This is a genomic window from Maribacter vaceletii (assembly GCF_003634105.1).
Taxonomy (GTDB): domain Bacteria; phylum Bacteroidota; class Bacteroidia; order Flavobacteriales; family Flavobacteriaceae; genus Maribacter_B; species Maribacter_B vaceletii.
The window spans coordinates 758,512-771,605 of record NZ_RBIQ01000008.1 but is presented as its reverse complement, the minus strand read 5'-3'; the positions used below and the strand labels follow the sequence as shown (position 1 = coordinate 771,605).

Genomic DNA, 13,094 nt, shown 5'->3' with positions numbered 1-13,094 from the left:
GTGGTTGTAAATAGTCAGCACAAATGATGTAGCAGCTATTATTACAAGTATATATTTTGTTCTAGATTTCAATTTTTTTCAAAATGTTGGGTAACTTGTTATATCGAGAACAATATTCCGGTATATCCCTTACAAATTTCGGGATAACAGGACATTTTGTTCTCGTTTATTGGTTTTTGTTAATTGATTTACTATTATATCTAAAGGACTTCTAATGTCTAATAAATCCTTTTTTGCAACATGGGTATACACCATAGTTGTTTCTGGTTTAGAATGTCCAAGTAATTCTTGTATGTGCCGTAAACCAATTCCGTTTTCTAATAAATGTGTGGCGTATGAATGTCGTAAGGTATGCGGAGTTACATGTTTACTAATTCTTGCAGCTTTACAAGAGCGTTGTAAAAATTTACGAATACTGCTCTCAGAATAAGGTTTTCCTAAAGTACCTTCCACAAAATAGGTGGTAGGCTTATAGGTAGTAAAATAATTTTTTAACAAAGGCATAAAACTTTCTGCAAGTACAACATAACGGTCTTTTCTTCCTTTTCCGTTTTCTATAAATATTTGCCTACGGTCTACATGAATATTTTTTAGTTTAAGACTTGTAAGCTCTCCAATACGCATTCCAGCAGAATAGAGCAGCCCTATAATAGCTCTATGTTTTAGGTTTTTAGTACAGCGTAATAAATCTACAACTTCTTCCTGTGAAAGTACCGATGGTAGTTTTTTACTTTTCTTAGGTCTTTTTAATTCCAAATTTGTCATTGCAGTTTCCGGGTAAAACAACGTAAATTGCTTTAATGCACTTATTAATTGTCTATGGGTACTTATAGAATATGCCTTAGTAACTATAACCTCTTCTATAAATAACTCTACATGTTTGTTAGTTATCTCTTTAAGATTTGTGTTTTTTAAAAATGCTAAAAAATCATAAACAAAACCAGAATATACACCAATGGTACTTTCGCTATATCTTTTTCCTACTAAAAACTTTTTAAAATCATTAAAAAAGGAAAGTCTTTCTGGTGTTAAAGTAGGTTTTACAATTACTGTATTTTTCTTAAAAGCACTATAATCTACTTTCCAAGGAGTGTTTTTTAAATGATTATATACTAATACTTTATTATTAGGAGTATTTTTTATGTAAAATGTTTTATTAGTAGAACTCCATCTAAGACTTTTTAGTTGCTTTATATATTCTTTTATCTCATTATTATATTTAAAACGAAAAGCTATTTGATTTTCTTTTTTATGAAAAAAGGGTTCTATGTAAATAACGGACATGCGTATGTATTAATGGTTAACTAAAAATAAGTAATTAAGAGGAATAACCAAAAAAAAATAGTTTTTTCTTACAGCAATAAAACAATATAAGTTTTGTTGTTAATTTACATCAACTTCTTTTGAAGTAATATAAAAATTTGGGTCTATTGTTAAGTCAGTAATAACTTCACCCGCCTTAGTAGTTTCCCAATTTTCGGATACATTCACCCATTTTTCTTCTCCATTAATAAGTACTTTTATAGGCATTGTAAATTCAGACACTACATTTGTATACCTATAGGTTAAAGTATTCTTTTTTATTACATATTCTAGCTCTGGTATTTTTGCAGTTCGTAAATATTGGTCAAAGAAATGGGTTAAATCCTTTTGAGTTTTTTTGCACAAGTAATCTTCTATTTGTTGTGTGGTTACTGTGGCATGATAAAACTCTTTGTTTAAGCCTCGAAGAATTTCTCGCCATAAAACATCGTCATTTACAAGTTGCCTTAGCGTATGCAACATATTTGCACCTTTATAGTACATGTCTTTAGAGCCCTCTTTATTTACATTATACGGGCCAATTATAGGTTTGTCGTTTGCAATGTTTTTACGTAGGCCAATAACATATTCTTCGGCAGCTTTTGTTCCATGATAGTAATCTAAAAACAAGTTTTCGGAATAACAGGTAAAACCTTCATGGATCCACATATCTGCAATATCTTTATTGGTAATATTATTTGCAAACCATTCATGACCAGCTTCGTGGATTATTAAAAAATCGAATTTTAAACCCCAACCACTACCAGATAAATCTCTACCCAAATAACCTTTCTTGTATTTGTTACCGTAGGTTACAGAACTTTGGTGTTCCATTCCTAAATAAGGCACTTCTACTAGTTTAAAACTGTCTTCATAAAAAGGGTAGGGACCAAACCAATGTTCAAAGGCTTTCATCATTTTTGGAGCATCTGTAAAATGTACTTTTGCTTTTTCTAAATTATCACGCAATACGTAATAATCCATATCTAATTTTCCTTTTTCACCGTCAAATACTTCACTAAAATTAACATAATCTGCAATATTTACATTAACCCCATAATTGTTAATAGGATTACTTACAAACCAATGATAGGTGTTAGTGTTTTTGTGTTCTTCTATTTTCCTAAGCCTTCCATTAGAAACGTTTACAAGTCCTTTCGGAACGGTAACACTTATAGCCATACTATCTACTTCGTCATACATATGGTCTTTATTTGGCCACCATACGCTAGCTCCTAAGCCCTGGCAACTAGTAGCTACAAAATGTTTTCCGTTGGTATCTTTTTTCCATGAAAAACCACCATCCCAAGGAGCTCTTACGGCTTCTTTTGGGTGTCCGGAATAATAAACTATAATTTCGTTATAGTCGCCTTTTTTCTGTTTTTTATAAAGTGATATAAAATGAGCATTTCCTTTAGATGTTACTTTTAATTTTTTACCATCTTGGGTTATTTTTTCAATCTTTAATGGTGGTTGTAAATCTACCTGAAGTACTTGTTTTTGGTCTAAAACCTTATATCTAATTAAATTGCTACCACTAATGTATTTTTCATCGGGTTTCACTTCAATATTTAGATGGTAATAATTTAAATCCCACCAAACTCTTTCTGGGGTAATGCTGCCTCTAAGCGTATCTTGTTCCGTAAAGTTATTTTTTGGAGAAAGTAAACCTTGCGAATGTAAAGAGCTAAAAATTAAAAAAAAGACTATTATGTATAAATATGTTTTCATTTTACAAAAATATTTTATTTAAAAAATTCCATTTGGAAAGGTAATAATACTTTCCTCAGTATTTGCAAAAATTACTGCAATGGCAAGGAAATAATTATCAATAACAACACACCAAATATCCAAAAGTAAAGAATGTATCTCTCCAATAAAATTAGTACCCTCACTTATAGTATTATACTTTTCTAAGATAATGGATTAAACTATAAAAAATGTTAACTCCTTACATTTGGTAGTATTTCATATTTTTTAAACATCAAGGATAAATTTATATAATACATAATAAAGTTCATTTGTTTTTTGTTATAAGAGAGGTTTTATAAGATTAGAAATTAAAATTCACTGAAAACAGGGTGTCTTTCTACTATTAATTTATAGTCTTTTGTGATAAGAATTAGAAATGGGAAATCCTTTTAAAAAAATAACTAACAACGCCGAAACTTCCAAAAGTGCTTTGCACGATAGGGGGAAATCTACAAGTACCTCAGTTAGTACAATACAGTGTAATTCTTGCGGAGCACCTAGACCTAAGAATTCTAACTTGGCAAAATGTGATTATTGTAGATTACCATTTATGGAGAATGTAGAAAATTTTAAGGCAGATGTATAAGTATGGCTAATCAACAAGAATTAATACAACGATGGGATTCTTTTTTACAAAAAATAGAACAACGATTTAATGAGTCTCTTGCGCATGCTAAAGAAGCCTGCCATGAACAATTGGTAGAAACGGATTATGAATATGAAACTGCAATGCGTTCGTGGAGTGGCATGAAAGCGCAGATTAATGATTTGATTGAAAAAATAGGTGCCGTTTGGGATACTAAGGTGCAACCGGAAATGGAAGCTTTGGGCGATTTTCATTATGATGAGAATGATAAGGGATACGATTTACGCCATAAATTAATCTACGCATTAGAAAGTTTCCAGAGAAAATTAGAAGGAGAACTTTCGCAAAAGTTTTATGACCATGCGATACAAATTGCAAATAAAAAATCGAAATGCTCCCAATGTGATGCACGGATAGAGGTGAAGAAAGACATTTTTAGAGCACAATACATAACCTGTGGGTATTGCAATGCAGTAAATACCATAGAACCAGAAACCAAGTTTATGAAAATTGGTTGGGGCATTGTAGATAATATTGTAGCCATCATTTGTCAGCCAGAATATGAAATCATGAACCAAAAGGTTGATGAATTACAGGCTCTTCGAAAGTCAGAACGAGGAGATAAACATTGGGTGGACTATGAAAAAGCATACTACAGCTATTGGGAAAAATATTTTAACGAAAGAATAAAGTTAAATTCCGATGCAGCTGGTAGATTAAAGGCAGATTTAGAACGTAAGAAAACAGAATTTGAAAAACATAAAGAAATACAATTAAATTAATTAAATATGGAAGCAATAAACGGAGTAACTTTTGAAGATTGGGGAGCAGCATGTGGAAACATAGCACAAGGTATGGATGTAGAAGAGGTGTGTAAAGTATTAGGGATTGAATTGCCAGTATGGCAAAAAACAAACGAAGAATGGGGTGGAAAATTAGGCGACTTAATGGCTAATGATATGTCTGCAGCTACTACGTATAGTGGTTTTTTTACAAATCCTAAGGTTGGTAAGTTTGCAAATGTAGCTTCGGATGTACCTTCTATAGAGGATCTTTTAGTGAAAGTGCCAGATTTTGATGTGTATCAAAAAATAATTAACCATCAAACCATAGCTTCAGAACATGGTATGGATGCTGTTGCTATTATAGAGCAGTACGATTTAAATTTACAACATTGGGGGCAATTAAATATGCATTATTCTAACTATTCTAGAGAGTATTTAAATACCGAGCATCCAGAGTACGAGCAAAGATTTAGAGAGGTTTCTGCTATCATGAAAAAATGGGAAGATCATTGGACAGAGCATTATAAAAACGATGCAGTAGATTTAGGTGGCGATATTGATTTTTAGAAGATACTTGAAAGTGTGCAATGAAAATAAAGATTAAATATGATTTTAGGAGGTATTTAAAATTACTTTCACAGAATACTTACACACAAAAAAAAGGAATTTTTGTAGTAGGATATGGAATTCTATTATTGTTGTTAGGATGCTTTTCTCTTTTGAAATCGCCCGAAAAATTATTTCTTATAACACTCTTTTTTTCTTTCGGGGTATTTATGATTTTATATCCTTTAATTTTATCAAAAAGAATAGCTAAACGTAGTTTTTATTCTAATAAAATGTTACAAGAAAAAACGGAGTTTGAATTTATCGAGGATACTATTAAAATTACTGGAGAATCTTTTAAAACGGAATTAAAGTGGTCTAGCATACACAAGGTTAAAGAACTTAAAGGTTGGTTTTTAATTTATCATAGTAAGCAATCTTTTTACATGATTCCTAAAGAAACGCTTGGAAGTAAACAATCTGAATTTAGAGATATTATAAAAAATCAAAAAGGACTTAATTATAAGCTAAAAGAATAAGGAGTCTTTAAAATAAAAGAATATGAATATTAAAAAGCAAATGCGTTCTGTTATTCAATGGGAGAATCCTAGAGAATTTCAACTTTTTTATAAATTTATTGATCAAGGTGATGAAGTTAAAAATGCCTCTAAATTAATTTTAGAACCAGGACAAGGATGTATTTTTACCTACGAAGGAAAAGTAGAAGGCGTTTTTGATGAGGAAGGTATTTATGATTTAAAAACAGGGAATAAACCTTTTTTTACAACCCTAAAAAAGTTTATGAACCTTTTTGAAAGTGAGCATAAAACAGGTATTTGGTTTTATAGAAAGGCCGATATGTTAAATGTTCGTTGGGGTACACGTATTCCTATAAAATATAACGATCCCGTTTATGGTTTTCCAGTACAATTAAGAGGTTATGGAAATTATTCTATTAGAATTACAGACGCTAAATCGTTTTTTGTAAATTTCCTTTTTGGTAAGTTAGATTATTTTGTAGATCAATTACAAGAAGTTTTTTTATCTAGAGTAACTCAACCCATTTCTAATTACTTAGCTAACGCCAAATTTTCATATGCTGAGATTGATAGTAATATTGAATTGATAGCTAGTGAAGCAAAAAATAAGACAACTTCTATTTTTGAAGATTTAGGTTTTGAGTTGTTAGATTTTAGAATTGAAGGAACCTCTTTTGACCCTGAAACTGAAAAACGTATTGGTGAGGTAAGTGATGTACAAGCAGAAGTAAAATCGGCAAACATAGCTGGAGTAGATTTTGCGGAATTACAAAAATTAAAAGCCATGAGAGATGCTGCCAAAAACCAAGGAATGGCGGGTGCTAGTATGGGTATGTTTGCAGGTGTAGAAATGGGCAAAACAATGCAAACACCAAGTGAGAGTAAATCTGAAAAGTCAGATGTACGTTCTAAATTAAAAGACCTAAAAGAGCTTTTTGAAGACGAATTAATATCCGAAGACGAATACCAAGCTAAAAAGCAACAATTATTAGACTCTATGTAAGTTTAAATATTTATGAAAAATATATCTTTTTTTTCTCTTTTAGTTTTTTTACTTACCTCGTTTATAAGTTTTTCTCAAACTAATTATTCTGGATTTTTCTTGGTAAATGAAAAGAATGAAGGTATTCCTCTTCGAGAATTAGAGAAAGAAGAAATGGTTTATGTAGATAGTACAGCTGTGATTCATTTATCTGAAATAGAAGAAATGGAAACTGTAATTTCTCAATACCAAGATGATTATTTATTAAGGTTTCAGTTAAATGATTTGGGAACAATAAAATTACAGCAGATTAGTAATAATATTAGTATTCCTGCGCAAAGAATTGCATTAGTTCTAGATAATGTAATCTTAAGTAATGCCTATTTAAACAGCGAGATACCTAATGGTGAGTTTTCATTAAGTGGTTTTGACCTTATGAAAGCCAATGCAGTTCTAAATTTGATTAAAAAGCAAAAAGCTAAAATAATTAAAAATTAATTTCCCTTTTTCGCTTTTTGAATAAAGGAGAGTACTCCAACTACAGGACCAATTGCTAAAAAAACGTATATGTAATTTACAGAAAATATAGTAGTTAAGTAGGAGAGTAGTTGAATACTTAAAATGCTTACAGTGAAACCAATACAATTTGTAATAGTTAATGCAGTAGCTTTTAAATGAATTGGCACTGCCATGGTAACTTGATTAGAAAATTGTGGAGAATCTGCAACAACTGCCATTCCCCAAATAGCCCACCCGAAAATAAATAAATATACAGGGAGCTCAAATAGTAGGGGAGAAACGATACAAAATAAGCCTGAGACAACTAATGAGTAAAAAGCAACTTTGTAACTCCCAAAACGTTGCGAAATAAATCCGCCACCAATACACGCAATACCTCCAAGAGCAATTATAATTCCTGTAGTTAGCGATACTTGGAATGCTTGCTTATTTATTTGGTTATAGGTTTTAATTGCCAAAGGTGTAAAAGCCCAAAAAGCATATAATTCCCACATATGACCAAAATATCCAATAGCTGCTTTTTTAAAAGATTTTATTTTTAATAAGCCCTTTGCTTCCTTAAATTTTAATTTACTAATTGGTTTACAAAACGGACCATTTGGAACCCAAAAATCTATTAAAATACCACCAAAAACAGCTAATAAAGAAGTTGTTTTTATAATGATGTGATAATCTCCAGGCGGTATAAAACTATCCATTAGATAGGGGAAAGATGTGCCAAATACTAAAGCTCCTACTAAATATCCCAAAGCTTTTCCTAATCCTTCCTTATAATAGTCTGATGCTATTTTCATACCTACAGGATAAATTCCAGCAAGAAAAAAACCTGTTCCAAATCTGGCAAAAAGTAAATGCCATTGCGAAATGGTATCTGTTAACAAACTAAAGTTACAAATGGCAGCTAATACTGCAGAAAGCATAAACACTCTAGAAGGGGAGAAACGGTCTGCAAGCATTAAAAGGGAAAAAACTAGAGTTCCAATAATAAACCCAAACTGTACAGAAGACAGAACATAGCTCATTATTTCAGTGCCTAATCCTGTTTTTAGTATTAAAGGTTCTATTATAGCATTTCCGGCAAACCACAACGATGTACCTGCAAATTGAGCAAATATTATCGAAGGTAAAATATGTCGTTTTATTGGCAATGGAAATACAATGAAAATAGGTTAACCAAAACTTTGTCGTTAAGTTTTGTAGAGACTTACGTTAATCTATAATTATTCCGCAAATTTCCCTATTAATTCTCTTACTTTTTTTGTGTTTTCAATAAAGTACTTAGCTTGTGTTTTTTGCCTTCCTACTTTTACGGATATAGTGCTTTCTGGAAGTTCCTCAAACATATACTCATCGGTCCAATCATCTCCCATAGCAAATACAAAATCAAAATCAGATTCGCTAAGCATACGCACAGCGGCTCTTCCTTTATTTACATTACTACTTTTAACTTCCATTACTTTATTTCCGTTTAAAACACTTAGTGTATCATTGCTCGTAAGACTAGTAAGTACGGTATTAAGTTCTGTAGCACGTTTTTCTCCAAAATCTGGGTCGGTATTACGATAATGCCACGCAAGAGAATAGTTTTTTTCTTCAATAAAAGAACCTGGAGTACGGTCTACAAAAGATTCTAATACCGGTTTAATTTTATGCATCCAGTCCGATTTTACGTTTTCTAATAAAGAAAACTCTTCTCCGTTTCTAGAAATCCAAACCCCATGCTCTACAATCATATTGTATTTTTTATGTAAGAACCATTTTGTAAATGTTTGCTTATCTCTACCACTTATTAGGAAAAGGGTAGTGTTTTTCTGGTTATGTATTTTATCTAAAACCTCATATAATGCTTTGTCTGGTGAGGCTTGTTGTGGGTCGTTATGAAAATCTGCTAATGTGCCATCATAATCTAAAAATACAAGTCTGTTTGTAGCATTTTTATATTTCGTAGTAATTTTAGAGAGAATTGTATCATTAATTTTCTTAGAAACAAATGCTTCGTTGTTTTCTATTTGGTTTTTTAGTGCCGTCATAAATTCTTGTGCCCAAACTTCTACATTATAACGTTCTAATCTTTTTTGTAAGAACATATTACGCGCCATTTGCTCTTTTTTAGGCATTGTAATAGCTTTTTTTAATGTTTCTGCTTGGTGTTCAAAATTATTAGGGTTAATAAGTAAGGCCTCATTCATTTCATAAGCAGAACCTGCCATTTCACTTAAAATAAGAACACCTGTTTTGTCTATCCTTGTAGCAATATATTCTTTAGCAACAAGGTTCATACCGTCTCTTAATGGGGTTAGCCATGCAATATCACTAGAAATATATAAATCTATTAAATTTTTAAAAGGCATGGAACGATAAAAATACCATATAGGTGTCCAATTAACGGTAGATAATTCGCCATTTAAACGCCCCACAAGTTCATCTATTTCCTTTTTAAGTAATTGGTACTGCGGTACATTAGACCTAGAAGGAACTGCCAAAATAACCAAGCGTACTTTTTCTTTATATTCTGGATATTTGTTTAAAAAATATTCAAAAGCGCTAATACGCTTTGCAATACCTTTACTATAATCTAGTCTATCTATAGATAAAATTAACTTGGTATCTGGTGCAGATATTTTGTGATCGTCTAATCTTTTTTGTAATACAGAACGGTTCTCTGGTGCAAGAGCATTATGAGCAATAGCTGCATCTCTAAATTTTTTGTAATCTATTCCCATTGGGAAAGAATCTACTTTAACAACTCTGTTACCTATATTAATATCATTAAAACTAACCTCAAGACCTAATAATCTACGTACAGAGCTTAAAAAATGTCTTTCATAATCATAGGTATGAAAGCCTATTAAATCGGCCCCTAGTAAGCCAGAAAGCAGTTCTTCACGCCATGGTATGGTTCTAAATATCTCATAAGAAGGGAAAGGTATGTGTAAAAAGAATCCTATTACGGCGTTAGGTCTTTTTTCTTTAATCATTTGAGGTACCAACATTAACTGGTAATCATGTACCCATATAATATCATCTTCATCAGAATTTTCTAGAATTGCATCGGCAAATTTCTGATTTACAGATTTGTAGGACTCCCAAAAATCCAGTTCAAACTCTGTATATTCCATAAAGTAATGAAATAGTGGCCATATAGTTCTATTACTAAAACCAAAATAATAACCCTCCATTTCTTCTTGCGACAAATTAACTTTAGAACAATTATGTTTTTCTAAAGCAATATTTATAGCATCGTTTAATTCTTCTGGAGTTTCTTCATCTGTAAGGCCAGACCAACCAATCCATAGGCTTTCCCCGCTATTATGTATAGATTTCATTCCAGTTGCAAGACCTCCAACACTTGGGGTTGCTACAATTCCTCCTTCAGAAATTTGCAATTGTACTGGCAGTCTATTAGAAATTATTATAGTTTTACCCATGGATTGTTTTTTAAATTAAATTATACTATTTTTCTTACAATTACGATATAATATTATCAAACTTACTTTAATATCAATATATGGACAACTTAAATTACGGAATAATTGGAAATTGTAGAAGCGCGGCTATCATTTCTAACACAGGATCTTTAGATTGGTGCTGTTTACCTGAGTTTGATTCTTCTTCTGTTTTTGCTAAAATTTTAGATGAGAAAAAAGGCGGAAGTTTTGAAATATTAGTAGATGAAACCTTTTCTATCTCGCAAAGTTATGAACCACAAACGTGTATTTTAATTACCACGTATAGTAATGGGGATGATGCTTTTGAAGTGCATGATTTTATGCCAAGGTATTATAAAAATAAAGAGGAGTATCATGCTCCTCCTGAGGTAATTAGATATATAAAACATAAATTTGGAAGGCCACATTTTTCTGTAAAGTATGACCCTAAATTAGAATACGCAAAAGGGATTACTAATTCCTATGTAAAGGACGATTTTATTGTAAGTCTTACCAACCAAGAACAGTTTGATACTATGTTTATGTATACTTCATTTGATAAAAATGCAGTGTTAAATGGCGAGGAAATTTTACTACAAAGAGATGGTTATTTTTTAATTTCTTATAATGAAAAACTTTTTGTTCCAGATTTACATAAAGTTTATCTAGAATTAGAACGTACAAAAATATACTGGTTAAACTGGGTAGACCGCACACCTACCTATAGTAAATTTAATGCGCAGATAATACGTAGTGCAATGACATTAAAAATGTTAACCTACGATAAAACTGGAGCAGTTTTAGCAGCTGTAACTACCTCTTTACCAGAAACAATAGGAGAAGTGCGTAACTGGGATTATCGTTTTTGTTGGATAAGAGATGCTTCTATGGTAATAAAAGTAGTATCGGAATTGGGGCATAAGAATTCTGCAAAAAGATATTTACAGTTTATTATAGATTTAATGCCAGATAAAGATGAGAATCTTCAAATTATGTATGGTATTAACAAACAAAAGAAGCTTACTGAAGAGACTTTAGATCATTTAGATGGCTATAAAGGTTCTAAGCCTGTACGTATTGGTAATGCAGCTTATAAACAAACCCAGAATGATATTTATGGTATATTAATGGATGTTATTCATGCCCAATTAGTAAAATTTGGAACCGATATAGATAATGGAGAAGAACTCTGGGGAATTACAAAAGGAATAGTTTGGATAGTAAATAAACACTGGAAAGAAGCAGATAAAGGTATTTGGGAGTTTAGAGCAGAAGATAGGCATTTTACCTTCTCTAAAGTTCTTTGTTGGGTAGCTATAGACAGAGCAATAAAGACTGCAGATATTTTAGGTAAAACACATAAAATTGAAACTTGGAAATTATTAGAGAAAGAAATTAGAGAGGATATTCATGCAAATGCATGGAATTCTGAGGTAGAATCTTTTGTGCAATCTTATGGGTCTAAAGATTTAGATGCCAGTGTTTTACTCATGGAGTCTTATGGTTTTATAGAGGCAAAAGACCCTAAGTTTGTGAGTACTGTAAAAGCTATAGAAAAGGAGCTTAGTAATGATGGTTTATTATATAGATATAAAAATGAAGATGATTTTGGATTGCCATCTTCTTCTTTCACTATTTGTACATTCTGGTTTATAAATAGTTTATTCAAAATAGGGGAGGAAGAAAAAGCTTTAGCTTTATTTGAGAAACTGCTCGGTTATAGTAATCACCTTGGTTTGTTTAGTGAAGATATAGATTTTAAAACCAAAAGGTTACTTGGAAATTTCCCACAAGCATACTCACATTTAGCAATGATAGAATGTGCTATATTATTTTCTAAAAAGAATGATGAGCAAAAGATTTTAGAGAAATTAAGCTAATAGTTATAAAATTATAAATTTTTATAAGAGGTTCTTTTTTAGATATAAAGAACCTCTTTTTATTTAATTTACTATAAAACTATTTATTTGTGAAGTAGTTGTATTACCAGATTTATCTTTAGTAGATACGCTCCAATAATAGGTTCCTGTAGTTAAACTTCCAGTAGCCATTTCTAAAGCATTTGTAGTATTTAATATAGTTGTTGGCGGATTTTCTGTTTCTAAAAAGATAGTATACATTTCTATATCATCTAAACCATCGACGTCTAATCCTTGCCATTCTAGGTTTGTACCTGTGTTTGGTATAGTGCTTTCGTTATCTGGAAGGATTAAATTTGCAGGAAAAGGTGCATAGTTTTTCACCCCTTCCGAAGCATTGTATAATTGCCATTCTTCACTAATAGCAGTTTCTGTAGTTTCATTAGACTTAGAAATAATTTTCCAAGAATAAGGAGTATTTTGCTTTAATCTAATTTTTAATTTTGTGGTATTAGACGCATTTTTTGTTTCATTATTTGTATTTAAATCTTTTAAAATAAGTTCATAAGAATTAGTGTTTTTTGATGTATTCCATTCAAATTCTACTTCACTTTCGGTATCCGATATAAATTCTCCAGTAGTACATATTTCATTCTTTAAAGGAAATACTAAGGTAGAAGCTTCTGGTATTTTTGGTGTGGGTTTTGGTTCGCTATCATCATCTTTACTTCCTCCACAATTAATAGATAGTATAGAGATAAACAATGCTATATATATGTTAAGTGATTTTTTCATA

12 protein-coding genes are annotated in these 13,094 nt (G+C 31.2%); 7 read left to right on the top strand and 5 right to left on the bottom strand.

The window, feature by feature from the left end; all coding sequences use genetic code 11:
* Positions 1–129: 129 nt before the first annotated feature.
* Both CLV91_RS10985 and CLV91_RS10980 read right to left on the bottom strand, forming a co-directional pair.
* On the bottom strand, positions 130–1,284 hold the full coding sequence (locus tag CLV91_RS10985; protein WP_121067817.1) for a tyrosine-type recombinase/integrase: 1,155 nt from the start codon (positions 1,282–1,284) through the stop codon (positions 130–132).
* A 99-nt stretch (positions 1,285–1,383) separates the two neighbouring features.
* The gene (locus tag CLV91_RS10980; protein WP_121067814.1) at positions 1,384–3,033 is read right to left on the bottom strand and encodes a M1 family metallopeptidase; all 1,650 of its coding nucleotides are present in this window, start codon (positions 3,031–3,033) and stop codon (positions 1,384–1,386) included.
* Between the two features lie 397 nt (positions 3,034–3,430).
* Between CLV91_RS10980 and CLV91_RS10975 the strand changes: the two genes are divergently transcribed.
* The 6 genes from CLV91_RS10975 to CLV91_RS10950 are packed head-to-tail and all read left to right on the top strand — an operon-like array spanning position 3,431 to position 6,990.
* Entirely contained in the window at positions 3,431–3,640 is a 210-nt protein-coding gene (locus tag CLV91_RS10975; protein WP_121067811.1) for a hypothetical protein, read from the top strand.
* Positions 3,641–3,642: 2 nt separating this feature from the next.
* The gene (locus CLV91_RS10970; RefSeq protein WP_121067808.1) at positions 3,643–4,422 is read left to right on the top strand and encodes a hypothetical protein; all 780 of its coding nucleotides are present in this window, start codon (positions 3,643–3,645) and stop codon (positions 4,420–4,422) included.
* Positions 4,423–4,428: 6 nt separating this feature from the next.
* Positions 4,429–4,992 carry a hypothetical protein gene (locus CLV91_RS10965; protein ID WP_121067805.1) on the top strand — a complete coding sequence of 188 codons (564 nt, stop codon included), beginning with the start codon at positions 4,429–4,431 and terminating at the stop codon, positions 4,990–4,992.
* 20 nt (positions 4,993–5,012) lie between these two features.
* Positions 5,013–5,510: a YcxB family protein gene (locus CLV91_RS16950; protein ID WP_121067803.1), complete on the top strand. Its 498-nt coding sequence runs from the start codon at positions 5,013–5,015 to the stop codon at positions 5,508–5,510.
* Positions 5,511–5,532: 22 nt separating this feature from the next.
* Positions 5,533–6,513, top strand: a complete 981-nt coding sequence (locus tag CLV91_RS10955) for an SPFH domain-containing protein (RefSeq protein WP_121067801.1) — start codon at positions 5,533–5,535, stop codon at positions 6,511–6,513.
* A gap of 12 nt (positions 6,514–6,525) precedes the next feature.
* Entirely contained in the window at positions 6,526–6,990 is a 465-nt protein-coding gene (locus CLV91_RS10950; protein ID WP_121067798.1) for a SecDF P1 head subdomain-containing protein, read from the top strand.
* Here CLV91_RS10950 and CLV91_RS10945 read toward each other — a convergent pair.
* Both CLV91_RS10945 and CLV91_RS10940 read right to left on the bottom strand, forming a co-directional pair.
* The gene (locus CLV91_RS10945) at positions 6,987–8,159 is read right to left on the bottom strand and encodes an MFS transporter (protein WP_121067795.1); all 1,173 of its coding nucleotides are present in this window, start codon (positions 8,157–8,159) and stop codon (positions 6,987–6,989) included. The genes CLV91_RS10950 and CLV91_RS10945 overlap by 4 nt on opposite strands.
* 72 nt (positions 8,160–8,231) lie before the next feature.
* Positions 8,232–10,439 carry a bifunctional alpha,alpha-trehalose-phosphate synthase (UDP-forming)/trehalose-phosphatase gene (locus tag CLV91_RS10940; protein ID WP_121067792.1) on the bottom strand — a complete coding sequence of 736 codons (2,208 nt, stop codon included), beginning with the start codon at positions 10,437–10,439 and terminating at the stop codon, positions 8,232–8,234.
* An 80-nt stretch (positions 10,440–10,519) separates the two neighbouring features.
* Here CLV91_RS10940 and CLV91_RS10935 point away from each other — a divergent pair, with 80 nt between their 5' ends.
* On the top strand, positions 10,520–12,319 hold the full coding sequence (locus CLV91_RS10935) for a glycoside hydrolase family 15 protein (protein ID WP_121067791.1): 1,800 nt from the start codon (positions 10,520–10,522) through the stop codon (positions 12,317–12,319).
* Positions 12,320–12,382: 63 nt separating this feature from the next.
* Here CLV91_RS10935 and CLV91_RS10930 read toward each other — a convergent pair whose 3' ends face one another.
* Positions 12,383–13,093 carry a hypothetical protein gene (locus tag CLV91_RS10930; protein WP_121067788.1) on the bottom strand — a complete coding sequence of 237 codons (711 nt, stop codon included), beginning with the start codon at positions 13,091–13,093 and terminating at the stop codon, positions 12,383–12,385.
* Position 13,094: the final 1 nt, after the last annotated feature.

Bases quoted from the DNA above. Each gene is read 5' to 3' on its own strand.
- CLV91_RS10985 (WP_121067817.1), bottom strand. From the start codon at position 1,284: ATGTCCGTTATTTACATAGAACCCTTTTTTCATAAAAAAGAAAATCAA.
- CLV91_RS10935 (WP_121067791.1), top strand. From the start codon at position 10,520: ATGGACAACTTAAATTACGGAATAATTGGAAATTGTAGAAGCGCGGCT.
- CLV91_RS10940 (WP_121067792.1), bottom strand. From the start codon at position 10,439: ATGGGTAAAACTATAATAATTTCTAATAGACTGCCAGTACAATTGCAA.
- CLV91_RS10970 (WP_121067808.1), top strand. From the start codon at position 3,643: ATGGCTAATCAACAAGAATTAATACAACGATGGGATTCTTTTTTACAA.
- CLV91_RS10950 (WP_121067798.1), top strand. From the start codon at position 6,526: ATGAAAAATATATCTTTTTTTTCTCTTTTAGTTTTTTTACTTACCTCG.
- CLV91_RS10975 (WP_121067811.1), top strand. From the start codon at position 3,431: ATGGGAAATCCTTTTAAAAAAATAACTAACAACGCCGAAACTTCCAAA.
- CLV91_RS10955 (WP_121067801.1), top strand. From the start codon at position 5,533: ATGAATATTAAAAAGCAAATGCGTTCTGTTATTCAATGGGAGAATCCT.
- CLV91_RS10930 (WP_121067788.1), bottom strand. From the start codon at position 13,093: ATGAAAAAATCACTTAACATATATATAGCATTGTTTATCTCTATACTA.
- CLV91_RS10965 (WP_121067805.1), top strand. From the start codon at position 4,429: ATGGAAGCAATAAACGGAGTAACTTTTGAAGATTGGGGAGCAGCATGT.
- CLV91_RS10980 (WP_121067814.1), bottom strand. From the start codon at position 3,033: ATGAAAACATATTTATACATAATAGTCTTTTTTTTAATTTTTAGCTCT.
- CLV91_RS16950 (WP_121067803.1), top strand. From the start codon at position 5,013: ATGAAAATAAAGATTAAATATGATTTTAGGAGGTATTTAAAATTACTT.